The organism is Aquibacillus albus (genome assembly GCF_016908325.1).
Taxonomy (GTDB): Bacteria; Bacillota; Bacilli; order Bacillales; family Amphibacillaceae; genus Aquibacillus_A; species Aquibacillus_A albus.
Window position 1 is genome coordinate 283,381 of the sequence record NZ_JAFBDR010000003.1, and the last position, 25,360, is coordinate 308,740.

Annotated in this window: 26 protein-coding genes and 2 riboswitches; of the genes, 9 read left to right on the top strand and 17 right to left on the bottom strand. The window is 39.2% G+C overall.

Features of this window, described 5'->3' with window-relative positions:
* Nucleotides 1-34: 34 nt before the first annotated feature.
* The 14 genes from JOC48_RS04635 to urtA form a co-directional block, all read right to left on the bottom strand.
* Nucleotides 35-1,225 (bottom strand): aminotransferase class I/II-fold pyridoxal phosphate-dependent enzyme, encoded by a 1,191-nt coding sequence (locus JOC48_RS04635; protein ID WP_204497881.1) that lies wholly within the window; start codon nucleotides 1,223-1,225, stop codon nucleotides 35-37.
* Nucleotide 1,226: 1 nt separating this feature from the next.
* Entirely contained in the window at nucleotides 1,227-2,342 is a 1,116-nt protein-coding gene (locus JOC48_RS04640) for a methionine biosynthesis PLP-dependent protein (RefSeq protein WP_204497882.1), read from the bottom strand.
* A 246-nt stretch (nucleotides 2,343-2,588) separates the two neighbouring features.
* A riboswitch (SAM riboswitch) is annotated at nucleotides 2,589-2,695 on the bottom strand.
* Nucleotides 2,696-2,853: 158 nt separating this feature from the next.
* Nucleotides 2,854-2,963, bottom strand: a riboswitch (SAM riboswitch).
* A gap of 179 nt (nucleotides 2,964-3,142) precedes the next feature.
* On the bottom strand, nucleotides 3,143-3,973 hold the full coding sequence (locus JOC48_RS04645; RefSeq protein ID WP_204497883.1) for an urease accessory protein UreD: 831 nt from the start codon (nucleotides 3,971-3,973) through the stop codon (nucleotides 3,143-3,145).
* Entirely contained in the window at nucleotides 3,954-4,592 is a 639-nt protein-coding gene (gene ureG / locus JOC48_RS04650) for an urease accessory protein UreG (RefSeq protein WP_204497884.1), read from the bottom strand. The genes JOC48_RS04645 and ureG overlap by 20 nt, the downstream gene beginning before the upstream one ends.
* Before the next feature lie 28 nt (nucleotides 4,593-4,620).
* The gene (locus JOC48_RS04655) at nucleotides 4,621-5,355 is read right to left on the bottom strand and encodes an urease accessory protein UreF (RefSeq protein ID WP_239584191.1); all 735 of its coding nucleotides are present in this window, start codon (nucleotides 5,353-5,355) and stop codon (nucleotides 4,621-4,623) included.
* Entirely contained in the window at nucleotides 5,297-5,740 is a 444-nt protein-coding gene (locus JOC48_RS04660; protein WP_204497885.1) for an urease accessory protein UreE, read from the bottom strand. Before JOC48_RS04660 ends, JOC48_RS04655 begins: the two co-directional genes overlap by 59 nt.
* Nucleotides 5,741-5,758: 18 nt before the next feature.
* Nucleotides 5,759-7,474, bottom strand: a complete 1,716-nt coding sequence (gene ureC / locus JOC48_RS04665; RefSeq protein ID WP_239584192.1) for an urease subunit alpha — start codon at nucleotides 7,472-7,474, stop codon at nucleotides 5,759-5,761.
* Nucleotides 7,474-7,842: an urease subunit beta gene (locus tag JOC48_RS04670; RefSeq protein WP_204497886.1), complete on the bottom strand. Its 369-nt coding sequence runs from the start codon at nucleotides 7,840-7,842 to the stop codon at nucleotides 7,474-7,476. The genes ureC and JOC48_RS04670 overlap by 1 nt, the downstream gene beginning before the upstream one ends.
* Nucleotides 7,843-7,980: 138 nt before the next feature.
* Nucleotides 7,981-8,283 (bottom strand): urease subunit gamma, encoded by a 303-nt coding sequence (gene ureA / locus JOC48_RS04675; RefSeq protein ID WP_204497887.1) that lies wholly within the window; start codon nucleotides 8,281-8,283, stop codon nucleotides 7,981-7,983.
* Nucleotides 8,284-8,300: 17 nt separating this feature from the next.
* The gene (gene urtE, locus JOC48_RS04680) at nucleotides 8,301-8,990 is read right to left on the bottom strand and encodes an urea ABC transporter ATP-binding subunit UrtE (protein WP_204497888.1); all 690 of its coding nucleotides are present in this window, start codon (nucleotides 8,988-8,990) and stop codon (nucleotides 8,301-8,303) included.
* A 1-nt stretch (nucleotide 8,991) separates the two neighbouring features.
* Entirely contained in the window at nucleotides 8,992-9,777 is a 786-nt protein-coding gene (gene urtD, locus JOC48_RS04685; RefSeq protein WP_204497889.1) for an urea ABC transporter ATP-binding protein UrtD, read from the bottom strand.
* A complete protein-coding gene (gene urtC / locus JOC48_RS04690) occupies nucleotides 9,701-10,819 on the bottom strand; it encodes an urea ABC transporter permease subunit UrtC (protein WP_204497890.1) in 1,119 nt (372 codons plus the stop codon). Before urtC ends, urtD begins: the two co-directional genes overlap by 77 nt.
* Before the next feature lie 19 nt (nucleotides 10,820-10,838).
* Nucleotides 10,839-11,741, bottom strand: a complete 903-nt coding sequence (gene urtB / locus JOC48_RS04695) for an urea ABC transporter permease subunit UrtB (protein WP_204497891.1) — start codon at nucleotides 11,739-11,741, stop codon at nucleotides 10,839-10,841.
* An 88-nt stretch (nucleotides 11,742-11,829) separates the two neighbouring features.
* Nucleotides 11,830-13,077: an urea ABC transporter substrate-binding protein gene (urtA, locus tag JOC48_RS04700; RefSeq protein ID WP_204497930.1), complete on the bottom strand. Its 1,248-nt coding sequence runs from the start codon at nucleotides 13,075-13,077 to the stop codon at nucleotides 11,830-11,832.
* 496 nt (nucleotides 13,078-13,573) lie between these two features.
* Here urtA and JOC48_RS04705 point away from each other — a divergent pair, with 496 nt between their 5' ends.
* The 3 genes from JOC48_RS04705 to JOC48_RS04715 all read left to right on the top strand — a co-directional run bounded on the left by JOC48_RS04705 (nucleotide 13,574) and on the right by JOC48_RS04715 (nucleotide 16,081).
* The gene (locus tag JOC48_RS04705; protein ID WP_204497892.1) at nucleotides 13,574-14,587 is read left to right on the top strand and encodes a Gfo/Idh/MocA family protein; all 1,014 of its coding nucleotides are present in this window, start codon (nucleotides 13,574-13,576) and stop codon (nucleotides 14,585-14,587) included.
* A 436-nt stretch (nucleotides 14,588-15,023) separates the two neighbouring features.
* Nucleotides 15,024-15,485, top strand: coding sequence for a collagen-like protein (locus JOC48_RS21205; protein WP_239584193.1), 462 nt, complete (start codon nucleotides 15,024-15,026; stop codon nucleotides 15,483-15,485).
* A gap of 317 nt (nucleotides 15,486-15,802) precedes the next feature.
* Nucleotides 15,803-16,081 carry an HU family DNA-binding protein gene (locus JOC48_RS04715; protein ID WP_204497893.1) on the top strand — a complete coding sequence of 93 codons (279 nt, stop codon included), beginning with the start codon at nucleotides 15,803-15,805 and terminating at the stop codon, nucleotides 16,079-16,081.
* Nucleotides 16,082-16,262: 181 nt separating this feature from the next.
* Here JOC48_RS04715 and menC read toward each other — a convergent pair whose 3' ends face one another.
* Both menC and JOC48_RS04725 read right to left on the bottom strand, forming a co-directional pair.
* Nucleotides 16,263-17,393, bottom strand: a complete 1,131-nt coding sequence (menC, locus tag JOC48_RS04720; RefSeq protein WP_204497894.1) for an o-succinylbenzoate synthase — start codon at nucleotides 17,391-17,393, stop codon at nucleotides 16,263-16,265.
* A 177-nt stretch (nucleotides 17,394-17,570) separates the two neighbouring features.
* Nucleotides 17,571-18,701, bottom strand: coding sequence for a M20 peptidase aminoacylase family protein (locus JOC48_RS04725; RefSeq protein ID WP_204497895.1), 1,131 nt, complete (start codon nucleotides 18,699-18,701; stop codon nucleotides 17,571-17,573).
* A 296-nt stretch (nucleotides 18,702-18,997) separates the two neighbouring features.
* On the opposite strand from JOC48_RS04725, the gene JOC48_RS04730 reads away from it, so the two are divergent.
* Nucleotides 18,998-19,309: a phage holin family protein gene (locus tag JOC48_RS04730; RefSeq protein ID WP_239584194.1), complete on the top strand. Its 312-nt coding sequence runs from the start codon at nucleotides 18,998-19,000 to the stop codon at nucleotides 19,307-19,309.
* A gap of 285 nt (nucleotides 19,310-19,594) precedes the next feature.
* Here the strand turns inward: JOC48_RS04730 and JOC48_RS04735 are convergent, their stop codons facing one another.
* The gene (locus tag JOC48_RS04735; protein WP_204497897.1) at nucleotides 19,595-20,155 is read right to left on the bottom strand and encodes a GbsR/MarR family transcriptional regulator; all 561 of its coding nucleotides are present in this window, start codon (nucleotides 20,153-20,155) and stop codon (nucleotides 19,595-19,597) included.
* 418 nt (nucleotides 20,156-20,573) lie between these two features.
* On the opposite strand from JOC48_RS04735, the gene JOC48_RS04740 reads away from it, so the two are divergent.
* From JOC48_RS04740 to JOC48_RS04760, 5 genes are all read left to right on the top strand, one after another.
* On the top strand, nucleotides 20,574-21,701 hold the full coding sequence (locus tag JOC48_RS04740) for a betaine/proline/choline family ABC transporter ATP-binding protein (RefSeq protein WP_204497898.1): 1,128 nt from the start codon (nucleotides 20,574-20,576) through the stop codon (nucleotides 21,699-21,701).
* Complete coding sequence (locus tag JOC48_RS04745) at nucleotides 21,702-22,343, top strand: ABC transporter permease (RefSeq protein ID WP_204497899.1); 642 nt, start codon at nucleotides 21,702-21,704, stop codon at nucleotides 22,341-22,343.
* A 38-nt stretch (nucleotides 22,344-22,381) separates the two neighbouring features.
* Nucleotides 22,382-23,278, top strand: coding sequence for a glycine betaine ABC transporter substrate-binding protein (locus tag JOC48_RS04750; RefSeq protein WP_204497900.1), 897 nt, complete (start codon nucleotides 22,382-22,384; stop codon nucleotides 23,276-23,278).
* Between the two features lie 30 nt (nucleotides 23,279-23,308).
* A complete protein-coding gene (locus tag JOC48_RS04755) occupies nucleotides 23,309-23,950 on the top strand; it encodes an ABC transporter permease (protein WP_204497901.1) in 642 nt (213 codons plus the stop codon).
* Between the two features lie 136 nt (nucleotides 23,951-24,086).
* Nucleotides 24,087-25,265, top strand: coding sequence for a M20 family metallopeptidase (locus tag JOC48_RS04760; RefSeq protein ID WP_204497902.1), 1,179 nt, complete (start codon nucleotides 24,087-24,089; stop codon nucleotides 25,263-25,265).
* The last annotated feature ends 95 nt before the right edge of the window (nucleotides 25,266-25,360 follow it).

The window sequence follows — 25,360 nt, forward strand, 5'->3', positions numbered from 1 at the left end:
TTCATCATCTTTTATATTTAATTATTCTGCTAACTTATTTAACAATGGCTTGCGATCCCACTACTGCTGCAGTAGTCAGCGCTTGATCCATATCCGCAATTAAATCGTCTACATGCTCAAGGCCCACGGATAACCGTAATAAGCCATCAGTAATCCCTCTTTTTTCCCTTTCTTCCTTAGGCATCGCAGCATGTGACATTGTTGCTGGATAGGATAGAATCGATTCAACTGCTCCAAGACTTACTGCAAAAACGGGAACTTCTATGTTTTCCACGAATGCCTTTGTCAACGCTCGATTAGGTAATCGAAAGGATAGAACAGCGCCATGTCCCTTCGTCTGTCTTAAATGAACCGAATGGCCTGGATGGGTGTTCAAGCCCGGATAAAATACTTCCTCAATCAATGGATGCTCTTGTAAGTAGCAGGCAATTTTTTCTGCAGCAGCCGATGATTGATTCACACGAGCACCTAACGTTTTAATGCCTTGAAGTAACCGATAGGAATCCTCTGCACCTAAAATCGCACCAAAGGTATTTTGAACAAACGCTAATTTTTCACCAAGATCCGTTGATTTTGTCACTGCCAAGCCTGCAATAATGTCACTATGACCAGATAAAAATTTCGTTGCACTATGGAGGACAACATCAACACCTAACCTAAGCGGTCGCTGGTACAAGGGTGTCATAAATGTATTGTCTAAAAACGTTAAACAGTTATTCTCCTTCGCTAGCTTTACGACTCCTTCAATGTCTGTAATGTTTAAACAAGGATTAGATGGTGTCTCGATATAAATCACGTTTGTATTAGGCTGGATGGCAGCAGCAATTTCACTGAGATTAGTCATATCCACAAACGAGTAGCCTATGTTGAATTTTGTTAAAATTCCTGTGATAAATCGGTAAGTCCCACCATAAACGTCTCTTGATATAATGACATGATCTCCGGCAGAAACGAGCATAAATGCGGAGGCAATTGCAGACATACCGGAAGCAAATGCGAAGCCTCGCTCACCCCCTTCTAATTTAGCGATTGTCTGCTCCAATGCAAGGCGAGTTGGATTGCCAGAACGACTATAATCAAAGTCTCCCAACTCATCAAAGCTTTCTTGATGATACGTAGATGATAGATAAATAGGGACATTGACTGCACCCGTTTTTGGATCACCAGCTTTACTTGCCAAAGGATGTATGCAATTCGTCTCTACATGTTCACTTTTAAAGGCCATCCTACGACTCCTCCTTTTCTAAGGCAATAAAGGCCTGCCTTAAGTCAGCAATTAAATCATCAACCAGCTCAATTCCTACCGAAAACCGTAATAACCGATCACATACCCCGCGTTTTTCCCGTTCTTCTTTTGGAATATCTGCATGGGTCTGTGTTGCAGGATACGTAATAAAGCTTTCCACTCCTCCGAGACTTTCCGCAAAGGTAATCAATTGCAGGTGCTCCAAAAATGGACTTACCCATACGCTTTCCTTCACTCGAAACGAGAGCATACCTCCTTTTCCTGGATATAAAACGTCTTTAACTTTTTCCTCACTCTTTAAATACTCCACAATTTTTTTGGCATTTTCCTCCTGTTTTTCAATCCGTAGTGGTAACGTCTTCAGCCCTCGAATTAATAACCACGAATCAAGCGGAGACAAAACAGCACCTGAAGCATTGTGAATAGTAGCTAATCTTTCAGCTAGTTCTTCTCCTTTAGCAACAACGATTCCAGCAAGTACATCATTGTGTCCACCGATGTATTTCGTTGCACTATGTACGACGATATCGGCACCTAATTGAAGTGGCTGTTGAAAATATGGTGTTAAAAAAGTGTTGTCGACGATAAATAACAAATCATACTGTTCAGCAAGCGCTGCAAATTGCTCAATATTAATTTCCTGCATCAACGGATTCGTAGGTGTTTCAATAAACAACGCCTTCGTTTTTGGCGAAATTAGCGATTCCACCGTGCTTACGTCATCAAAGTCGACATAGGACGTTTTTATTCCATAAGCCTTTGAGTAAAACTCAAACAGTCGGTAGGTTCCCCCATAAATGTCTCTAGGCACGATTAACTCATCACCTGATTGAAAAAGGGATAGCATTAACTGAATGGCAGCCATTCCGGAACTACAGGCAAAGGCCGCGTCTCCTACTTCTAAGCGTGCCACTCCCTCTTCTAAGATGGATCGCGTTGGATTTTTGGTCCGCGTATAATCATACCCTGTCGACTGTCCAAGCTTTTCATGCTGATACGCGGTTGATAAAAAAATCGGTGGACTAACTGCCCCAGTAACCGGATCACTCTTATTGCCAAGCTGAACCAAATTGGTTTCCATACTCCGTTTTGTCATAGCATTCATCCTTCTCAACTTGAAATTATCTAAGGAAAGTCCTGATGAACAAAAGCTTCCAACTTTTTTAAAAAATAAAGGCTAGCGCCAAGCCTCTAGGCGCAGGCGATTGCCTAGTTGCGCTTATACTTAGTTCCTAAAAATTTTTACTACGTCGATTAACTTCAGCGCTAAAATTTTATACTTTCCTAACGTAAAAAAAAGGACTCCTTCATAAGAAGAAAGTCCTTAACGATCAAAACTATCTTCTTATCTTCAAGGCATTAAAGCCTTCTGGAATTAGCACCGTACCATAAATAGGTTGGTTGCTGAGACATCTACGGGCCAGGTCCCTCCATCTCTCTGGATAAGAATAAACACGATTTATTTTATTTGAATTCATATTACCATTTTCTGGTAAATGAAGCAATGCTTTTTTGGAAAAAATAGGAAAAATTAACTTTTTTGATGCAAAAAAACTCTTCTTAATTAATTAAGAAGAGTTTACAGGTAATGTATCATCATACAACTCTTCTTATCTATCAATTATGATCAATCATAATTGCTGGAATTGGCACAGTTCTTCATAAGTCTGTTGCCGAGGCTTCCAAGGGCCAGTCCCTCCACCTCTCTGGATAAGAAAAATAGATATTTAATTTAAAATCTTTATTGTTGGATTAAGGTTACCAGATACTGGTTATAACTGTCAACATAATTTTTACAAATATTTCTTGTATTCCGCTTCTTCTTCCACTTCCTTCACAGGTAAGCCCCCACAACTTGTGTGGAGCGTCCATCTACACTAAGTATATTTAAATCCCCTAAACTGTATTCTCTATTTCTTTAAAATAGTTTGATAGATTCTCTAATTCTTTTTTCAATAACGGTAAACGGTTGGATAACCAACGAATGAGTATTCCATTCCCGTTTAATGTTGAGACTCCAGATTTATGGTTGTCATGCTGCTCCAGCAGTCCATCAACATTCCAGTCATTCCCCTCTAGCTTAGGTGAAATAAACCATAGACTTCCTATAAAATTATACGTCTCCAATGCCCCTAACTTTTTTAAGTTTTGTTCTGATGGTTTGAGATGTAGCGTATCATAGGCAATACAATGGTGATCCACCCAAATTTCTAAATGGGTTTGACATTTATCAAATACAAATGATTCTCCTCGTTTTTCCCTACCCGGATATAGAATTTCCCCCCATAACAAAGAAGAGCTTGGAGTCATTTGGATCGAAGTTTTGCTCTCAAAGCTTGCATCTTTAAATGGAATGACTTCCTCGTGATCCCATTCCAGCTCTGCACCTGCTTCAAGGTTTATACTTATCTGCTGAGAGCTCGGCTGATTGTTAAATGCAGGATACACTTTTGTCGCTGATTGCGGTCTTAGCGTGACATTTGCTCCTTGCCCTACTTGAATATTAAAATCATTACGATCACCAGCTACGAGTCCACCTGATGATTCCATCAAATAGACGGTTACATGACTAGACCCATCTAAATATAATCCCCTACTAGCTTTTAATGGAGGATGCTGATAACAATCAACCATCATCGTTTTCCCTCTTTTTTGTTCAAACGATAAATCTAGCTTACCATTACTTTTTGATAATGGGATTTTTGCATTATTGACTAATGGTTGCATTGCTTTCCTCTTCGCTTCCTTCTAGTAACATGTAGTGTCTAATCCATTCAATCACTTGGTCGGTACCTACACCCTTTTTCACATTCGTAAAAACAAACGGACGTTCTTTCCGAGCAATTTTGGCATCCTCTTTCATTTTATCTAAATCAACCTCAACATATGGAGCTAGATCAATTTTGTTTACTAGAAGAAGGTCAGACCTCGTTACACCAGGACCACCCTTTCTAGGAATATCCCCACCTTCAGCAACGTCAATAACATAAATATATCCATCAACTAACTCTGGACTAAAGGTTGCGGACAAATTATCTCCACCGCTTTCCAGTAAAATAAGATCAAGGTCATCAAATCTACGTTTCAACTCATCAATGGCCTCAAAATTCATCGATGCATCTTCTCTAATTGCAGTATGTGGGCATCCACCTGTTTCCACACCAATAATTCTGTCATCTGGTAAAATTCCTTTTTTAATTAAAAATTCAGCATCTTCTTTTGTATAAATATCATTCGTAATAACCCCAATGCTATACTTTTCATGCATTTCCATTGATAAACGTTCAACAAGGGACGTTTTTCCAGATCCGACTGGTCCCCCAACTCCGACAATCACTGGCTTCATAATTCATTCCCCTTTCTTTGTACTAAAATTAAGAAATAAAAAGTCTAGATTGTAAAAATTTGTGCTGCATCGATGAAAGCTCTAAACCGACTGCGTGATTAGATAGATCCTTCAACTGTTTATCCATTGCGTTTTTTGCTCCGTACGATATTTCCGGAATTAATTGATGAATGACTTGAATACCTGCCTTCTGACCTAAAGGTATGGCTCGCACTGCATTGTGCACTAAACCCACTGTTGATGAATAGATAAAGGTTAGCATGGTTGTAAATAAATCATAGCCCATCTCAACAGCGTAAATGCTATAAGTAATCGGAAAATGCCCTTTAATCGCTTTATTATCCAAAAGTTGCTTCCATCTTAATAACGATTCACTTTCAAATACAGGCAAAATAGCCTGTAAAAATTGCTTTCCCATCATCCTGCTTGCTACACGTGTTTCTTCCGCATTTTTGCTTGCATCACAAATATTCTCTAGCCGAATAAGCCCGTCCCAATCACTAGCCTGTACTTTTTCAAATGCTTCTTTGACAAAGATAGCGTCGGTATAAACTAGATTTTCATGAACATACATCGAACAAAAATCAAATAGATCTTGTTTTGTTCGAATATGATCCGATTGTATATATGTTTCCATCCCAAACGAATGTGTGTAGGACCCAATTGGAAAAGCAGAATCGTGAATATGCATTAAATATAAAAGATTAGTGCTTATGTCCCCTGTACTTGAAGGGCTGCTTAAATCTACGTTCCGTTTGTTCATACTTCACACCCACTTCTTCAAAAAGTCGCTCTAAAGTTTCATCGTAGCGAACGACAATCTCATCATCAGAAATTAAACACGGTGTATGACGATTGCCTAGCTCAAATGCCATTTTCCCCATTTGTACAATGGAATCAGGGTAGATGACATACACTTTTTCTTTTTTTGTACGAATGACGACTTGCACATGATCATCCTGGTAAACGATGTCTCCTACCTTCAATGGTTGCTTATCTTCTAAAGCAATTGCAACATCTGTACCTTTATCGGTTTTTTTTCGTAAAATTCGTTTATTTAATTCCTCCCAATCAAGCTCCACCCATTCTCGTTTCCGGTGGTTAAACCCTTCTATATCAATATTACCTACAACAGCCTTTGTTAGCATGTCAGTCACTCCTCTTAGTTAAAATAAGAAATAGCGTTGTGCTAGTGAAAGTTCTTCAAAAGGTTCACACGTGATAAGCTCCCCATCTATTTTCACTTCATATGTCTCTGGATTCACATCAATTTCTGGTGTTTTATCGTTATAATGCAAGTCACTTTTACTTATGTTTCGACAATGCTTAACGACCCCAATTTGCTTTTGCAGCCCCAACTTTTCATGAACACGGTTATCATAAGCAGCTTGTGAAACAAAGGTTAAGCAAGTACCATTCTTCGCCTTTCCTAGTGCTCCAAACATTGGACGCATGAAAACAGGCTGCGGAGTAGGAATCGATGCATTCGGATCCCCCATCTGTGCATGACTAATCATTCCACCCTTTACCACTATTTCTGGTTTGGCACCAAAAAACTTACGATCCCAAATGACAATATCAGCCAGCTTTCCAGGCTCAATTGATCCAATTTCATGTCCCATACCATGTGTAATAGCTGGGTTTATTGTATATTTAGCTACATATCGTTTGACACGAGTATTATCATTTGTAGTACCTTGATCTTCTGCTAATTGACCTAGCTGCTTTTTCATTTTGTCTGCTGTCTGCCACGTTCGCATAATGACTTCACCAACCCTGCCCATTGCTTGAGAGTCAGATGCAATCATACTGATGACTCCAAGATCATGTAAAATGTCTTCAGCAGCAATTGTTTCTGGTCGAATTCTTGAGTCCGCAAATGCAACATCTTCTGGTACATCATGTTTTAAATGATGACAAACCATTAACATATCTAAATGTTCATCGATCGTATTGGCAGTGTACGGTCTTGTTGGGTTTGTAGAAGATGGTAATACATTAGGAAAAGACGCAATTTTCATAATATCAGGCGCATGTCCTCCACCTGCACCCTCTGTGTGATAGGTGTGGATGACACGGTCACCTATCGCCTTTACCGTATCTTCAAGGAAACCAGCCTCATTTAACGTATCCGTGTGAATTGCAACCTGTACATCCATTTCATCAGCAAGAGCTAAACATTGATTAATCGCTGCTGGAGTTGTTCCCCAATCCTCATGTAATTTTAAACCAATCGCTCCAGCCTCGATTTGCTCTCGTTGTGGTTCAGGTGATGAAGCATTTCCTTTCCCAAGAAACCCAATGTTAATTGGAAATTGTTCAGCAGCTTCGAGCATTCGTTGGATATTCCACTCACCCGGTGTACATGTCGTGGCATTTGTACCTGTTGCCGGACCCGTTCCACCTCCGAGCATCGTCGTTAGACCTGAAGCTACAGCAACATCTACCTGCTGTGGGCTAATAAAATGTATGTGTGCATCAATTCCACCTGCCGTAACAATTTTCCCTTCACAGGCAATTACTTCTGTCGACGCACCAATAACCATATTCGGATCGACACCTTCCATCACGTCTGGATTTCCACCTTTTCCAATCCCGACGATACGTCCATCTTTTACACCAATATCTGCCTTCACGATTCCTGTATAATCAACAATCAGTGCATTCGTTAGGATTAAATCCAAAACTCCATCCTCACGTGCCCTTGTACTGCTTTGCCCCATTCCATCACGGATGACTTTTCCGCCACCAAAGACACTTTCATCACCATACACGGTATAATCCTTTTCCACTTCAACCCACAAATCTGTATCAGCTAATCTTACTTGGTCTCCGGTTGTTGGCCCATACAATGACACATACTGTGAACGAGATAGCTTCATTATTTATCACCGACTCCTTTAAACCCTTGACTATTGATTCGTGACTGGATCGCTTCTTTTTCTTCCACACTACCTGTCGTTAAATTATTTAACCCGTACACATGACGATTTCCTGCTAATTCCACCAGTTCTACTTCTTTTTCTTCCCCAGGTTCAAAACGAACCGCAGTCCCAGCAGCTACATTTAATCGCATACCAATTGCTTGTTCCCTATCAAATGCAAGATGTCGATTCACCTCTGGAAAGTGAAAGTGGGATCCAACTTGAACCGGACGATCACCAGTATTAGAAATATTTAATCGTAGCGTTTTTCTTCCTTTATTAATCTCAACCTCTTCTGATTTCAAACGGTATTCACCAGGAATCATTGCCAAACCTCCTTCTATCGTTCGTGTTCAAAATTACGCCGCCTCAACCTGCTTGCTTCTAAACAAGAGGAGCAGAAAAACAAGCCAACAAAGCGATGTGCCGCTTATCTATTGGGTTACTTATTGAACAACCTTTTCTTATACAATTGGGTCATGAACCGTAACAAGCTTAGTACCATCTGGGAAAGTAGCTTCAATCTGCACACTCTCTATCATTTCTGGTACACCCTCCATCACATCTTCAGCAGTAAGAACCTTCTTGCCTTCCTGCATCAGCTGTGCGACGGTTTTCCCTTCACGTGCACCCTCCAGCAAATAACAGCTAATTAGTGCCATTGCTTCCGGGTAATTTAATTTCAACCCTTTATCTCTCCGTTTTTGTGCTAACTCACCTGCCATAAAAAGAAATAGCTTTTCCATCTCAACTGGAGATAATTTCACGCTAATCACTCCTCCATTTAAACACTTAAATAGTGATATACTTCATCGTCATTTATTTCGTCTACCGCCTTTTCATATACAACAGATCCATGGTCTATTACATAAATGTAATCAGCGACATTTTTTACGAACTCTAAATCTTGCTCTACAAGTATCATAGAAGTTTGAGATGTTCTTTTGATATCTAAAATAACCTCTTGAATTTCCTGCACGATATTTGGTTGAATCCCCTCGGTTGGTTCATCTAGTAATAAAAAGGACGGGTTTGCAACCAGTGCCCTTGCAATAGCTAACTGCTGTTGCTGACCACCACTTAAATCTCCACCATTTCTTTTTTTGAAATCTTTTAAAATAGGAAAATAAGTATATACATCCTCTTTTATCTTCTTTTCTGTACCCGCCTCTAACCCAACTAATAGATTTTCGTAAACAGTCAATTTAGGAAAAATTTCTCGACCTTGAGGAACATAGCCAATTCCTTGCTTAGCACGGTGAGAAGGACGTTTTTTTGTTATATCAGTATCCATATAAATCACTTTACCTTTTTTTGGTGGTAAAATACCCATAATCGTTTTTAATAAAGTTGTTTTTCCAACCCCATTTCTTCCCATAATGCATACAACTTGATTGTCTTTCACCTGCAAATCGATATCACGAATAACCATGCTTTCATCATAGCCAGCTTCCAATTCCTGCAACTTTAGCATTTTAATCAACCTTTCTACCTAAATAAACCTCACGAACTCTGGAATCCTTTTGAACATCTTCCATGCTGCCTTCAAAAAGAAGCTGTCCTTCATGCATAACAGTTACAACATCCGCATAGTCCTTAACGAAATCCATGTCGTGTTCAACAATTAGCACAGCCCTTTCTTTCGCTACTTTCGTAATCAATTCACCCGTTTTTTTCCTTTCCGATTTAGACATGCCTGCAATCGGTTCATCTAATAAAACTAAGTCAGGCTCCTGCATCAACACCATGGCAATTTCCAACCACTGCTTTTGACCGTGTGCTAAAGAGCCTGCTAAATTGTCCTTCTCCTCCGTTAAACCAATTAATTCAAGCATATCTTCTAGCTTTCTCTCATCCTCTTGATTATTGTTAGCCTTTATAATAGAAAATAGATTTTTCTTTTGTTTCATCGCAATTTCCAAATTTTCATAAACGGTTAAATGATGAAACACAGAAGGTGCCTGAAACTTCCGTGAAATACCTTGATCTACAATTTCATTTTCACTCATTTTTGTAAGATCGTGTTTGTCATTAAAGGTGATTTTTCCAGTACTAACTCGTGCATTGCCACAAATGACATCCAACAATGTTGTCTTACCGGCACCATTTGGTCCAATTACAAAATGAACAGTGTTTCGATTCACTTCAAAATCCAATTCATTAATCGCTTTAAATCCACTAAAGTCAACTGTAATTTTTTTCGACTTCAACACTGCTTGACTCTTTGATGTTGGACTCTTTAATACCTGACTGTTTGACATCGACCTTTCTCCTCCTTTCCTGAATCATTTCAACTAGTCCCATCAGGCCTTTTGGTAAGAAAACGACGACAATAACAAATAAGGCGCCTAGAAAATATGTCCAATACTCTGGATACGATTCACTGAATCCTGTTTTGGCCGCATTCACGAATACAGCACCTATTACTGGCCCGATCAACGTACCACGGCCACCTAAAGCAACCCATAACACCATCTCAATCGATGGAATAATCCCAATCATTGTTGGCGAAATGATTCCTACCTGCAGAACAAACAGCATCCCAGCTAAACCAGCTAATCCCCCTGATAACGTATAAACAAACGTCTTATAATTCGAAGGGTTGTATCCAAGAAATCTCATCCTGTTTTCTCCATCACGAACACCGACTAACACATTTCCTAACCGCCCTTTTACTAGTTTTCTACACCCTAGAAAAACAGACGCAAGAACGACAACCGTAATTAAATAAATAACCGTTTGTGTCGATGATGAATTGACGTGAAAGCCAAAGAATGTCTCAAAGTTTGTAACCCCACTAGTACCACCAGTAATGTTTTGTTGACCGATAAACAACGTCACAACAACTAGAACAAGTGCTTGAGACAAAATTGTAAAATAAACGCCATTAATACGATTACGGAATGTTAAGTAACCTAACAGAAATGCAATAGCTGCTGGCAATAAGATACCTAAAATAATAGCTACAATTGGGTACTGGAAGGGTAACCAAATAAGTGGTAACTCCTGCATTCCACTCCACGTCATAAAATCTGGTAATTTACCGCCAGTAGCTTCTAATTTTAAGTACATGGCCATGCAGTAGGCTCCAAGCCCAAAAAAGATACCATGTCCTAAACTTAACACCCCGGTGTAGCCCCACAATAAATCTAATCCGATTGCTAAAATAGCAAAAGCTAAGAATTTACCAAGTAAATTTAATCTGAAGTCGGATAAAAAGAGTGGAGCAAGTAACAAAATAAGCAAAATAAAGGTGAACAACACTTTATTATTAAAAACCGATTGATAGATTGCTTTTTGCATAACTCAACGCTCCTAATTTTTAATCTAAAGATCTTGAACGTGACGTAACAAGCCCTGAAGGTCGCCATTGTAAAAAAGCGATAATTAATAAAAATATTAAAACCTTTCCGAGTGATGCATTCGTAACATATTCAAAAACCGTGTTAAAAAACCCAATGCCTAATGCACCGGCAACTGCACCAAATAATGCACCAACGCCACCGACAACAACAACCATAAATGCGTCAATAATATAATTTGTTCCAATGGTTGGACCGATAGCTCCTAACAACGTTAAAGCACATCCTGCTACACCTGCAAAACCTGAACCAATAGCAAACGTAATTAAATCTACTTTTCTAGTAGAAACACCTAAACACTCTGCCATCTGACGATTTTGCATCACCGCTCTTACCCTTCTACCGCTAGAAGTTCTGTAAAAGTAGTAATAAATACTTACCAAGCAAACGATTGACAGCCCAATAATAAATAGGCGCGAATAAGGAAATAAAAGTGTCCCTACTTCCAGTCCCCCATTTAAAAAGCTTGGACTTTGAACACCAACGTTAGGTGCTCCAAAAATAGACCTGGCCAACTGTTGAAGCATCAGTCCGACTCCCCAAGTAGCAAGCAAACTGTCTAAAGGACGCCGGTATAAAAAGCGAATAAGAGAAAATTCTAAAATCATGCCGACTCCTGCTGCTATTAGAAGAGCAATTGGAATAGAAAGAATAAAGTATAAATCAAAATATTGCTGAGGGGCATAGTTTAGAAAGAGGTTTTGCATGACATAAGTAACATATGCACCAATCATAATTAGTTCGCCATGAGCCATATTAATTACATTCATCAATCCAAATGTTATTGCAAGCCCTAAGGCTATTAATAAGAGAATCGAACCAAGACTTAACCCATTAAATAGTGTAAGGATGATTTGAGTCACCGTAACTCTCCTTTCTTTAACAAAAAAGAAAAAGGAAGAGGAAGAAGAATCTATTATTCGACTACCCCAACCCCTCCCTGTTTTTCTATTACTGACTTAATGCTTCACTTAACTCACTTGCCCAATCATAACCTTCTAAGTACGGATCTGGCTTCAATGGCTCACCTGAATTCCAAAGCTCATCAATTTGACCATCACTACGTACTTCACCGATTCTTACTGTCTTATAGACGTGTTGGTTATCCCCATCAATTTTGACAGGACCACCCGGAGCATCAAATTCAATACCTTTTGCAGCTTCTTTAACTGCATCGACATCTGTCGTTCCTGCTGCTTCTACAGCTTTCGCCCATAAATATACTCCAAAGTAACCTGCTTCAATTGGATCCGCAGTTACGGCATCATCACCGTACTCCGCTTTATAATTTGCTACAAACTCTTCATTTTCAGGTGTATCGGTAGTCTGATAATAGTTCCAGCTTGTAAGATGTCCTTCAATGACATCTGCCCCGATTCCTTTAATTTCTTCTTCTGCAACACTTACGGAAAGCACAGTAATGTCATCCGAAGTAATTCCCGCATCACTCAATTGCTTAAAGAACGCAACATTACTGTCACCATTTAATGTATTGAAAATAACTTCTGGCTGCTCGCTTTTAATTTTTGCAATGATTGTATTGTAATCCGTATGACCTAGTGGCGTGTACTCTTCCGCTAACAACTCGCCACCTTCAGCTTCTAGCTGAGCTTTGATAGCTGCGTTTGCCGTTCTAGGAAATACATAATCAGATCCTAGAAGGAAAAATTTCGTTCCACGATTTTCTAATAACCAGCTGACTGCAGGAACAATTTGCTGGTTAGGTGCAGCACCTGTATAGAAAATATTCGGAGATGCTTCCATGCCTTCATATTGAACTGGGTACCAGAGCAGGCCATTATTTTCTTCAACTACTGGAAGCATTGCTTTACGACTAGCCGAAGTCCATCCACCAAATATGGTTGCTACCTCATCTTGTTGTAATAATTTTTTTGCTTTTTCTGCAAAGGTAGGCCAATCAGATGCACCATCTTCAATGATAGGCTCTAATTGCTTACCTAGAACACCACCATTTTCATTAATCTCTTTAATGGCAAGTAACTCCGAATCACGGACTGAAGTTTCGCTAATTGCCATTGTTCCACTTAAGGAATGTAAGATACCAACTTTGATTGTGTCTTCATCTTCACTAGAGGTTTCTTCTGTTTCGGTTGTCTCTTCTGTTTCCGTTTCTGTTTCATCTTCCTCAGGATCTGTAGCGTTAGCGGCATTGTCTGCTGCCGAACATGCTACAAGCATAGAAAAAACCAAACCAACAATGAGTAGTAAAAAATAGTGTGTTTTCTTTCTCAAAAATTGTCCCCTCCTAAAATAATGTTAATTTATCTTACAAAAAGAAGGTTATCAGAGGTAAACAACCCATTCTAGGCTTTTGTCAGAAAATCTAACAACATTTTTTCGATTATTCTGAATTTTCCGACGTTTAATGAAGCGTTTACATGATTGCTACAACCACGTTCATAATGATTTCATTCACAAGCACTTTTCACAAAATCACACTCGATATCTCTTGAAACCAAGATAAATATTACAACAAAGCAACAAATGAATCGCTAAAACTAACAATAGAACCCCTTCCCTTTGAAAGGAAACCCAAATCGACAAAACATGACAAATCAGGCGGCGCCTGTCACCACCCTATTTTTGTTTCATGAAAAACCGCATCTATGCAGGTATTTTCATTTTTATACAGAATGGTTATGGTATTATTTCATTTTAAAAGGAGAGGAAAATAATGATTAGAGTTGCAATGTTGAGTAAGTGGCACGTTCATGCAAAGGATTATCTTAAGCAAGCATTACATATTCCTGATATCGAGGTAACGTTAGTTTGGGATGAGAATAAAGACCGTGGTGAGGCTTGGGCAAGGGAAATTGGTGTGCCTTTTGAGCCCGATTTAAATAAAGCGCTTACAGAACATCCTGTTGATGCAGTGGTTATTGATACACCAACAAACATGCATAAGGAAGTAATCTTAACAGCCGCTAAACACAAAAAGCATATCTTCACAGAAAAAGTGCTTTCCTTCGATATCAATGATTGTGAGGAAATCTTTAAAGCTGTGGAAGAAAATCATGTACAACTAATGGTATCCTTGCCAAGATTAACGGAGAACTATTACTTATACGCGCAACAAGCATTGGATGAAGGACTACTCGGTCGGTTAACTTCTGTACGATGTCGTTTTGCTCATAATGGTGCGGTTCCTACGAATGAAAACCCAAATGGCTGGTTACCATCCCATTTTTTTGATGCGGAACGATGTGGCGGAGGAGCATTTATTGACTTAGGTGCTCACCCTATCTATTTGTCCAACCGATTAGCTGGCCCCGCCAAAGCAGTAACAGCTCGTCTTACTACTAATCTAAATTCTTATCAAGTGGATGATAATGCAGTAGCAATCGTCGAATTTCAATCTGGTGCACTCGGAATGCTTGAAACTAGCTTCGTTTCAAGCGGTAGCCCGTTTCAGTTAGAGTTATATGGAACAGAAGGAACGGTAATGATTGAAGACAATCAAATGAAAATACAAAGCAATAAACTGAAGGAAAAAGGTTGGATCACACCTACGAATATCCCTGAACCTTTACCAATGCCAATGGAACAATGGATCGATGCGATTAAAAATCAGACATATCCAACTATAACTAATGAAGATGTATTTCAATTAACACAAATTAACCAAGCCGCCGCTCTCTCTCATCAACAAAATAGAAGAGTTACTATTTCTTCACTAAATGAATCATGACCCTTCATTGGAAAAACCGGGCAAAGCGCGCCCGGTTTTTCTATTTTTTCTCAGTCAAGGGGTCTGACCCCTATTGCATCGGCCCAAATGATGTTTGCCTCAGCACAGACGCGGAATTATTTTCATACAGTGTAATAGACGTTCCATGATCATACATGTTTAATGAATGTCAATCTGTAGGAAATATTTTCTAGTACGTGTTCAAAAAGTCGGTAAATTAGAAGCAAGTAGGTCGAGGCGGCGAAGCTTCTAAGGACCGGACTTGCACAGGATGTGCTGACTTCTACGTTGTGCACAGGACGTGCACGTGCTTAGTAGAAGTTCCCCTGATGCTTTTCCTACATGAGGACCGGAAGAACGAGCCAAAGAAGAGATGTGCCGCTTACCATTTGGTGACTTATTGAACATCATTTTATAGGGATGAGGAGGCAAATAAATGAATTATTATCACCAGTTCCCATATGTTTCACCAGAACTACGAGGAACTTATCCAGGTACACCACCACCAGGAGGACCAGGTGCTCCAGGGACACCGGGTATGCCAGGAGGACCTGGGGTTCCAGGAATGCCAGGTTCTCCAGGAGGGCCGGGAATGCCAGGGATGCCAGGGATGCCAGGGGGGCCAGGTCAAGCTGGTCCACCGACTAGCCCACCACCATCTTTCGTCCCGCAAGCAGGGCAAGCACAAGGGCAAGCACACCTATTTGCAGTTGATCCAGGTGCAATCCAAGGATGCTTGTATCGCTATACGTATGTGTGGTTAGAAAGAGGCGAGTCGTTCTGGTTCTATCCAACCTATGTAGGAAGAAGATCTGTTGCAGGCTATAGATGGATTGGATTTACTTGGATATACTTCGGTATTGATTTAGATAGAATAGAATCTTTCCAATGTTTTTAAGGTTTACGTCATGAAAGTGAGCTGCATAGGGAGAGTCACTAGGTATAGAAGTATCGTAAACTAGATAAGAAATAAAAGAGACTGTCCCTTAAGGGTCTGACCCCTCGTTATACCACAACAATTCGTGTTTATTGTTAAAATATCACTAGATGTTGTAGTTGAGGGGTCTGACCCCTTTACATTTGGGACAGCTTTTTCATAAGCTTTTTAATGGCACAAATGGTAAATGAATTGTCGTGACCCCTTCTATTACTTGATAATTCAGGTTATATATGGTAAAAACAAAAAGTAGGTTCTAAAAAAAGGAGAGATACATAATGAATAAAACAGAATTAGTTAATAAGGTTGCTGAAACTTCAGAGTTATCCAAGAAGGATGCAGGTAAGGCAGTAGATTCAATTTTTGAAACGATTACAGAAGCACTTTCCAATGGAGATGGCGTTCAGCTAATCGGCTTTGGTAACTTTGAAGTAAGAGAAAGAGCTGCTCGTAAAGGGCGAAACCCACAAACTGGGGAAGAAATTGAAATCGCCGCAAGTAAAGTACCTGCATTTAAAGCAGGAAAAGGCCTTAAAGAAGCAGTTGCTAACAAGTAATCGTAATAAAACGCTTTGGTGTTGCACCAAAGCGTTTTTCTTTTCATACGTACGTGAAAATTTTATAAGATTTGTGACGGGCATTTATTCCATTATTCATCAAGCATGAAGTCGTTTACCCGCATTTTTACTAAATAACGTACTAGATGCCAGCATCTGATAAAGGCTTTATTCGACCCCCTTATCTACTAAACTCTGTTTTCGTAACAGTGTATTCGTTTAAAGCGGTTCGGTTTATATCAAAACCAATACCTGGATTTTCCGGAACATGGATTTTACCATTGGTCACAATAACCTCTGGTGAAATGATATCTTTTTCCCAATAACGGGAAGAACCTGCCGTATCCCCTGGCAAGGTGAAATTAGCTAAAGTTGTCAATGCGATGTTGTGTGCACGACCAACACCTGCTTCTAGCATACCGCCACACCAGACGGCAATGTCGTGATTCTGACAATAATCATGAATTCGAACTGATTCACTTAAGCCACCGACTCGTCCAATTTTTATATTGATAATTTTGCAGCTGCCTAATTCAATCGCCCTTCTCGCATCTTCAAAAGAATGAATGCTTTCATCTAGACAAACAGGCGTTTCCAACTCCCTTTGTAATACGGCATGATCAAAAATATCATCGTGGGCTAATGGCTGTTCAATCATCATCAGGTCCAAATCATCTAATTGTTTCAGATGCTCCTTGTCCTTTAATGTATAGGCGGAATTAGCGTCGACCATTAAAGGAAGACCTGGGAATGCTTTTCGAACCTCTCTCATGACCTCTACATCCCAGCCTGGCTTCACTTTAATCTTCATCCGCTTATAGCCCTCTGCTGCGAATCCTTCAATGACCGTAAGTAACTCTTTCACCGATGACTGAATTCCGATACTAATCCCAACATCAATTTCCTTTTTTTCTCCACCTAAAGCAGTTGCTAAAGACTTCCCTTGCCGCTTGGCATAAATATCCCAAACAGCACCTTCCAATGCTGACTTTGCCATGTTGTTTCTGCGTATCGTAGAAAATCGCGAGTAAACATCGTCTGGATGATCAATTGGTGATTCTAGTAGCATCGGAATCAAAAAATCCCTCATCATGTGCTCGCTTGTCTGTACAGTCTCCTCGCTGTACCACGGACTGGAAAAAGCTACTGATTCTCCGAAACCTATATTCCCTTTTTCATCGATCATTTCTACAACAAAAAATTCTTTGTCATCAAAAGTACCGAAGCTAGTCATAAATGGGCTTTTCAGCTTCATGTTCAATTTATGTAAAATAACCTGCTCTACCTGTAATGGATCTAAGTTTCTACGCATCTTATCTTCCTCTCATTTTCTTTAGAAAACTTAGCTGGAACCTATTTTCCCGGACTTTTTGAACATCCACTCTTTTTCAAAATGATAGAAGCTCTGTACCAAGAAGGGGATCCCTATTTGATACGTAGCTACTATCCATTCACCATTCTACTAAAAAGCTGATTTCCCGTGCTATAACTATGCTTCCCTTCCTTCTAGCGTTAAAATAATTGTCCTTGTCAAAATTTCAATCGCCTGTGTAATCGCTTCTTTTTTAAAAGTCATCTTCGGGTGATGTAATCCCGGCGCTAAGTCACAGCCAATTCCAAGCATCGTAGCCTTCAAGCGAGGACGCTTAATGGTGTAAAAATGAAAGTCATCCCCTCCGGTAGTAATCAGTGGAGGACGTAAATGTTTTTTTCCTAGCACCTCGCTAATCGACTGTTCCATCAATTTTTCTGCCTGTTTATTGACCTCAGCCGCTGCCACATCAGCACCCATTTCCATCTTAATTTCCACATCATAATAATCTGCTAAAAATGTGATAATATCATTTACTTTTTTAGCCAACTGTTCCATCGTTTCATTTTTTTGTGCACGTAAATCAAGGCTGAATGTTGCCGAACCTGGTATGATATTGCTACTTTCTCCACCAGCATGAAACGACGTCATTTTAACAGAATGCGGCTGCATTGGATCGAGATGAATGTTGTTTAACATAGTAACGATACTTGCACCAATTTCAATTGCATTTTTTCCTAAATGTGGTCGGGCACCATGCGTATCATCACTCATAATAGAACCCTGAAAAAAGCGTGCTGCTCCATGAACAATCGCTGGTACCGCTGTTCCGTTCGGAAGTTCCTGGATTGGTCTTAGATGCATTCCATACAAATAATCAACGTCATCAACAACACCTTTTTCAACCATTTTTAGTGCACCAGTTCCTTTTTCTTCAGCAGGTTGAAAAATAAAGCGTATCGTGCCCTTTGGATTAGGTAGATATTCTTTTATGACGAGCAACACTCCTAAAACGATCGACATGTGTGCATCATGTCCACAGGAATGATTCGCCTGAAATACACCATCCACCTCCTGCCATAATGCGTCCATATCTGCACGAATTGCTACTACTGGCTTCCCTTCACCGAATTCTCCTATTACACCCGTATGATCCTTAAATGTTGTAACTCGAACACCTTCCGCTTCTAGAAACTGAGCGATATAATTCGTCGTCTTGAACTCTTTCCAGCTAATCTCTGCATTGCCGTGTAAATGATCAAAGATTTCCATCACCCTTGATTCGATTTTTTTAATATATGATTTCATTTACCTATCTCCTAACTGTTTGGTGCAAAAAAATGTTGTATATGAAAATTTTCCATTTTTCGTAATTAAAATTAAGGAAAACCTTTTTTAAAGTGTTACCATTATTTCGGAATTTTCGTAATATTGCATGATAGTACTGAGTGAAACCAGAAATCCCCTCCCTCTCTTTTAATGTATGTACATAAAAAAGCTTTGATCCCTGCATCTGCCCTTCCAATTGATAGATTGTCAGCATACCCTATTAAGAGGAATAATGCCTCATAACGTTAATGGGTTTAAGGGATGAGAATATCCATTTGGGTCATTTTTTAAAGGAAAGAGGTGCTTTTAAATTGATTGAAGAATTACTTTGGGTAGTAAATGATGAGTTTTTGTTTATTGTTCCTGCCCTATGGGTCATTGGTTTTGCGTTAAAAAAAACACCCTTTTTCCCAGATTGGGCAATTATATGGGCATTATTACTTGTTAGTGTTGTCTCAGCCTTTTCCTTTTTTGGAGTAACAGTCCAGGCATTTGCTCAAGGCGTATCTGTAGCTGGAGTAGCTGTTTTTAGTCATCAGCTTTTCAAGCAATCTACAATAGAGGCTAAAAAGAAAAGAAAGATGTAGAAAGTAATGGAAACCTTTAGCGGTTACCGTATAACAAGTGGCTTTGGTTGGAAAACAAACCTATTACGCGGGAAAGGGAATGGCACACAGGGGTGGATCTAGTTAAAAATCATAAATCACCAATTGAAGCTTTTGCGGATGGCGAAATAATGTATATTAGCATGGGGAGAAAAGGTACAGGCTTAGACGGGACAAACGATTCGCTCATGTACCGACATAGTATACCAAGGTGCTAGCGATGACATTTGTCGAATTTTGGCGAAAGGGGTCAGACCCCTTTCGCTTTTATTTATCTTTTTCTGGGAGGTCTTCGGTTTTGGGTACGTGTTTAAAGATTTCGTTTGATTCAAAGAATTCAACAAGGCGGTTCAACCAATGGTAAAAATCTAAGATACTTTGTGTTTCATCCAAATATTCTTGTGCTTTTTCTTTCGCATCTTCCTCTAAATTTTCATCATGAATCAACTCATTTAATTCAATAATGAGTTTTTGTTGAAACGAGCGGTTCATGCTAATCCCTTTTCGCCAGTTAGAGCTAAATAAACTAATAAATGTCTGATAATAGTCCTGTTCCACATTGTATATGTCTTTTCGTACACCTTTTTCAAATACCTTCTCTGCAAGCTGTAGCTCCAACAACTCCCTTACTGCTTGACTCATCCTCGTTTTACTCATACCAAGCTCTTCTGTCATATCATCAAGCGTCATCGGACCTCTATTATAATAGATCGTTCCCATTAAACGGCCCACTGTAGAAGGGACACCGTAAAGCTTCATATTCGCTGCAATTTGTTCTATAATCCTACTTCTTATCTGTTCAAATCGTTCCTCAGTTTTCGAATCCAAAATTAATCACATCCATTTCTGCGAATTTGGATATACTACCACTTTTACATGGATTATATTATAGAGACTTTGGATATCCTAACATTCGATATAATACCACTCTAACACGGATATTTACATTGTAAAACATTGTAATTAGTAAGTAACAAGAAGTATTTTAAAGGGATTTACGGTAAAAACGACCATAAACTTTATAAAATTAAAATTTTACGAAGTTTACACTTTTAATCAGAAAATTTGAAACTTGTCGAAACATAGGACAGACATTTATACTTAAACACATCGTCCGTAAACAAAAAAGTTTATAAACTTTATAAGTTTTAAGAAGTTGATCAACTGGAGTAAAGATATTTACTCCCATCCTACTATTATATCCAACTCATGAAAGCAAAAATCTAGAAAGGTGGGTTACACCTAGATGATTCGTTTAGAAGGTGTTGAAAAAGTCTATGAAGATGGCTTTCAGGCATTAAAAGACATTAACCTTGAATTTAAAGAAGGTGAAATTAATGTTCTGATTGGTCCAAGTGGTTGCGGGAAAACGACAACGATGAAAATGTTGAATAAACTAATCGATTTTACGAACGGTAATATCTTTATTAATGATAAGGACATTTCCACAATTGATGCCATTGATCTTCGCAGAACGATTGGCTATGTCATTCAACATATTGGGTTGTTTCCGCATATGACCATTTATAACAATGTCGCAGCTGTTCCTAAATTATTGAAATGGGACAAAGAGCGAATCGATAAAAGGGTAAATGAACTATTAAATATGGTTGGTTTGGATCCGGAAACATATGCAAATCGTTTTCCATCTGAATTGAGTGGTGGTCAACAACAGCGAATTGGAGTTATACGTGCATTGGCTGCAGAACCTTCCATTATTTTAATGGATGAACCCTTTAGTGCATTAGATCCAATTAGTCGTGAACAGCTCCAAGATGAGCTATTGCGTCTACAAAAAGAGATTAATAAAACCATTGTCTTCGTTACCCATGATATGGACGAAGCATTAAAAATTGCTGACCAAATCATTCTCATGAAAGACGGGGTTGTTGAACAAAAAGGTTCCCCTGAAGAAATCTTAAGATCGCCAGCAAGTGATTTTGTCAAGGACTTTATTGGACAGGATCGTTTACAACAAGGGAATGCTATCCCAGTTGTTGATGAAGTCATGAGTAAAGAATTTGTAAGTATAGAAGAGAAGCAAAGCGTAACAGATGCAATTGACCTTATGAAGGACAAGCAGATTGATTCATTGATGGTTCTTAGCAATAGCCATCAGGTTACAGGAAAGCTATCACTTTATGATGTGATAAATCAAACAGAACAAATGGTAGCGGAGGTTATGAAACCGTTCGAACAGAACATTGAATCAGGAGCTTCGCTAAGCGCTGCGCTTCACCTCATTAAAAAGCATGACTTAAATGAATTACCAGTCGTTGATCAAGACCAGCAATTCATCGGGATTATAACAAGAAAGTCACTAATCCATGTAATGAGCAAATCTTACTCTCTCGTAGGAAATGAGGGAAAATAAATGGAAGTTTTAATGGATTATATTGAATTTTGGCAAGAACGTTACCCGTCGATATTGGAGTACACTTGGCAGCATCTATTTGTTTCTCTCGTATCGGTAATCTTAGGGGCAGTGCTCGCTATTCCACTTGGAATCTATTTGACTAGAATTAAGTCAAAAGCAATCAAAAACATCACTTTTAATGTGACAAATATTTTCCAAACCATCCCGACGATTGCTTTACTGGCACTGATGATTCCACTATTAGGGATTGGGATGAAGCCAGCAATTGTAGCTTTATTTTTGTATTCTTTATTGCCACTATTGCGGAATACTTTCGCTGGTATCCAGTCGGTTGATCCGGAAGTCATCGAATCAGCCAAAGGGATAGGATACAGTCCTATTCAACGTTTGATGCAAATTGAAATCCCATTAGCCTTTCCTTATATTATGTCAGGACTTCGCATAACCACCGTTTATATTATTAGCTGGGCAACGATTGCGGCAGTTATTGGAGCTGGTGGTTTGGGAGGCATGGTTATTGCGGGATTAGGTTTTAATGATAAATTTCTGATTTTCACAGGAACGATAATGGCTGTCATTATGGCACTTATCGCTGATTTTCTCATGGGAATCCTTGAGAAAAAGGTAGCTTATAAATAAACTTATACAACTTATCAATTATAGGAGTGAATTTTTCAATGAAAAAAATTATCTTTTCTGCAGTTGCAGTACTAGTATTAGGATTTATGTCTGCGTGTGGCGGCGACGACAATACGATTGAAATCGGAACACAAACGTACACCGATCCAAAATTAATGGCTCATATCGTTGAAGGGTTAATTGAAGACCAAACGGAGTATGAAGTAAATATTACGAAAGATATTTCTGCAAGTCCACAATTGATTACGTCAATTGACCAGGAAGAATTGGATATTGCAACACTATATTCTGGTGAAGTTTACAACAATCACTTTGATGAAGATGAGGTAGAGTATTCTACAGATACAGAAAAAACATTAACACAGGCACAGCAATTATTTAACGAGCATTTTGACTTTAAGTGGTATGATTCACTTGGTTTCCAAAATAAATACACGATTGCTATTGAAAATGAATTTGCAGAAGCGAACAATATTGAAACGATATCTGACTTAGAGCCTTATGCTGGTGAATTAAGATTTGGAACAGATGGTTCATGGCTCGAACGTTCCAATGACGGATATAGAGCTTTCCAAGAGGCATATGGATTTGAATTTGCTGATGCACGTGGTTTACAGATTGAATTGATGTATGAAGGTGTAGAAAGTGATGAGCTTGATGTTATTACGGCTTATTCCGTAGACCCGCAGATTCTTGAATTGGATTTGAAGGTATTGGAAGATGACAAAAACTTCTTCCCACCATATAGTGCGTCTCTTGTAACAAGAAACAACCTGTTAGAAGATGATCCACAAATTGATGAGATTCTTTCTTCATTAGTAGGAACAATAGATGAAGAAACAATGACTCAACTGATTTATGAAGTAGATATTAATGAACGCGATGAACAAGAAGTTGCTCAAGAATACTTGCAAGAACAAGGCTTAATTGAGTAATAACAATACACTTTTAAAAGGTGTGAAAAAATGGAATTTATAATAGAACTATCTACGTATATGGGAGAAAACTGGGGTTATCTGCTGGAGCTTACTGTAGAGCATATATTAATGGTACTATACGGAATCGTGCTTGCTGTAATTGTTGGGGTTCCATTAGGGATCATTTGTGCACGAAGTGAAAAGCTCGCTCCAATCATTTTGTCAATCGCTAATATTATTCAAATTATCCCAAGTTTAGCACTCTTAGCGATTCTTATGCTTTACTTTGGTCTCGGTTTTGAAACAGTAGTAGTCGGACTTTTCCTCTATTCACTGCTTCCAATCATTCGAAACACGTATGTTGGGGTAAAAGAGGTTGATCCACACGTATTGGAAGCTGGAAAAGGGATTGGAATGACCCCCTTGCAGTTGCTCGCAAAAATCCAAATTCCTTTATCTCTACCATTTATGATGGCTGGATTAAGAATTGCTGCAGTTATTGCAGTTGGTGTTGCATCGATTGCACCATACATTGGTGGAGATGGATTAGGTCGTGAAATTGTATCCGGGATTAATGGGCGAGATGAAATAAAGATTTATGCCGGGGCAATTCCAGCAGCTCTTCTGGCCATTATTGCCGACATTGGCCTTGGAATTTCCGAAAAACGCTTTAAAAAGAAGAACGCATAATAGACATGATGAAAGCTTATGAACTAGGGGTTGACCAGAAAAAGGGCCAGATACCAACCGACGTATCGACGAATTGGAAGGTTGCAAGGAACTCTCTGGTCAACCCTTTTTATTACATCGATAGAAGGGTGAAACCATGATTAACGATATTTTCAATCGCTTAGAAAACATTTATCAAGAAATGGTCGATATACGCAGAGATTTACACAAGCATCCTGAGTTATCATTTCAGGAAGAACGGACACCAGAAGTGATTGCTCAATATCAACGACAATTAGGTCTGGAAGTTAGAACAGGCGTCGGTGGTAATGGTGTCGTTGCAACATTACATGGTGGGAAACCTGGTAAAACAGTTGCAATTCGAGCAGATTTCGATGCTTTGCCAATCTTTGAAAAAAATGATGTACCCTATAAGTCAGTAAATGATGGTGTGATGCACGCGTGTGGTCATGATGCCCATACAGCCATTGCACTCGGGCTAGCAAAAGTACTTGCTGAGAAAAAAGCTGAAATTGAGGGAAATGTTGTTTTTATTCATCAACATGCAGAGGAAATGAATCCAGGCGGTGCAATCGGAATGTTTGAAGATGGCTGTTTGGAAGGTGTAGATGCAATCTTTGCTACACATATGGAGAATTATTGTTCAGTTGGTCAGGTTTTCTACAGTGAGGATTATATTTTAGCAGCATCTGACAGATTTGAAATAGAAGTTAACGGAGTTGGTGGTCACGGGGCTTTTCCTCAAGACACAAGAGATGCTGTCGTTATTGGTTCGCAGCTCGTTAGTAATTTGCAACAAATTATTAGCAGACGTGTAGATCCGCTTAAATCAGCAGTTTTAACAATTGGCTCCTTTAAAGCAGGTGAAGCAGCCAATGTCATCGCCGATCAAGCGATATTAAAAGGAACTGTCCGAACTTTTGATGCGGATGTCCGAGATCAAGTAGAGGAAATGATGGAAACAATGACAGCACATACGTGTAAAGCATCTGGAGCTTCCTACAAATTCACGTATGATCGAGGCTTTCCTGCAACTTTAAACCATGAGAAAGAAACAAAATTACTCGTGGAATCTGCCAAGCAAGTCATTAACGAAGAGGATATTATTGCAATTCCTCCAAATATGGGTGGAGAAGACTTTTCATACTTCCTACAAAAAGTACCTGGCACCTACTTTTTCACAGGCTCTGCCAACAAAGACAAAGGAATTATTTACCCATACCACCACCCAAAATTTGATATAGATGAAGAATCCCTACTCATCGGATCAAAAATCCTCGCAGCTGCAACCATTAACTACTTGAACCAAAATTAGGTGCCTAGTGTAGTAAATAGGTTCAAATAAAGAAAAATAACCACCATTTTCAGTGTAAAATGGAAGTACCTATCACAGAACTTCCAAATAACCCC

Excerpts from the sequence above, each read along its gene's own strand:
- JOC48_RS04635 (WP_204497881.1), bottom strand. The coding sequence starts at position 1,225 with ATGGCCTTTAAAAGTGAACATGTAGAGACGAATTGCATACATCCTTTG.
- JOC48_RS04640 (WP_204497882.1), bottom strand. The coding sequence starts at position 2,342 with ATGACAAAACGGAGTATGGAAACCAATTTGGTTCAGCTTGGCAATAAG.
- JOC48_RS04645 (WP_204497883.1), bottom strand. The coding sequence starts at position 3,973 with ATGCAACCATTAGTCAATAATGCAAAAATCCCATTATCAAAAAGTAAT.
- ureG (WP_204497884.1), bottom strand. The coding sequence starts at position 4,592 with ATGAAGCCAGTGATTGTCGGAGTTGGGGGACCAGTCGGATCTGGAAAA.
- JOC48_RS04655 (WP_239584191.1), bottom strand. The coding sequence starts at position 5,355 with ATGAACAAACGGAACGTAGATTTAAGCAGCCCTTCAAGTACAGGGGAC.
- JOC48_RS04660 (WP_204497885.1), bottom strand. The coding sequence starts at position 5,740 with ATGCTAACAAAGGCTGTTGTAGGTAATATTGATATAGAAGGGTTTAAC.
- ureC (WP_239584192.1), bottom strand. The coding sequence starts at position 7,474 with ATGAAGCTATCTCGTTCACAGTATGTGTCATTGTATGGGCCAACAACC.
- JOC48_RS04670 (WP_204497886.1), bottom strand. The coding sequence starts at position 7,842 with ATGATTCCTGGTGAATACCGTTTGAAATCAGAAGAGGTTGAGATTAAT.
- urtE (WP_204497888.1), bottom strand. The coding sequence starts at position 8,990 with ATGCTAAAGTTGCAGGAATTGGAAGCTGGCTATGATGAAAGCATGGTT.
- urtD (WP_204497889.1), bottom strand. The coding sequence starts at position 9,777 with ATGTCAAACAGTCAGGTATTAAAGAGTCCAACATCAAAGAGTCAAGCA.
- urtC (WP_204497890.1), bottom strand. The coding sequence starts at position 10,819 with ATGCAAAAAGCAATCTATCAATCGGTTTTTAATAATAAAGTGTTGTTC.
- urtA (WP_204497930.1), bottom strand. The coding sequence starts at position 13,077 with ATGCTTGTAGCATGTTCGGCAGCAGACAATGCCGCTAACGCTACAGAT.
- JOC48_RS04705 (WP_204497892.1), top strand. The coding sequence starts at position 13,574 with ATGATTAGAGTTGCAATGTTGAGTAAGTGGCACGTTCATGCAAAGGAT.
- JOC48_RS21205 (WP_239584193.1), top strand. The coding sequence starts at position 15,024 with ATGAATTATTATCACCAGTTCCCATATGTTTCACCAGAACTACGAGGA.
- JOC48_RS04715 (WP_204497893.1), top strand. The coding sequence starts at position 15,803 with ATGAATAAAACAGAATTAGTTAATAAGGTTGCTGAAACTTCAGAGTTA.
- menC (WP_204497894.1), bottom strand. The coding sequence starts at position 17,393 with ATGCGTAGAAACTTAGATCCATTACAGGTAGAGCAGGTTATTTTACAT.
- JOC48_RS04725 (WP_204497895.1), bottom strand. The coding sequence starts at position 18,701 with ATGAAATCATATATTAAAAAAATCGAATCAAGGGTGATGGAAATCTTT.
- JOC48_RS04740 (WP_204497898.1), top strand. The coding sequence starts at position 20,574 with ATGATTCGTTTAGAAGGTGTTGAAAAAGTCTATGAAGATGGCTTTCAG.
- JOC48_RS04745 (WP_204497899.1), top strand. The coding sequence starts at position 21,702 with ATGGAAGTTTTAATGGATTATATTGAATTTTGGCAAGAACGTTACCCG.
- JOC48_RS04750 (WP_204497900.1), top strand. The coding sequence starts at position 22,382 with ATGAAAAAAATTATCTTTTCTGCAGTTGCAGTACTAGTATTAGGATTT.
- JOC48_RS04755 (WP_204497901.1), top strand. The coding sequence starts at position 23,309 with ATGGAATTTATAATAGAACTATCTACGTATATGGGAGAAAACTGGGGT.
- JOC48_RS04760 (WP_204497902.1), top strand. The coding sequence starts at position 24,087 with ATGATTAACGATATTTTCAATCGCTTAGAAAACATTTATCAAGAAATG.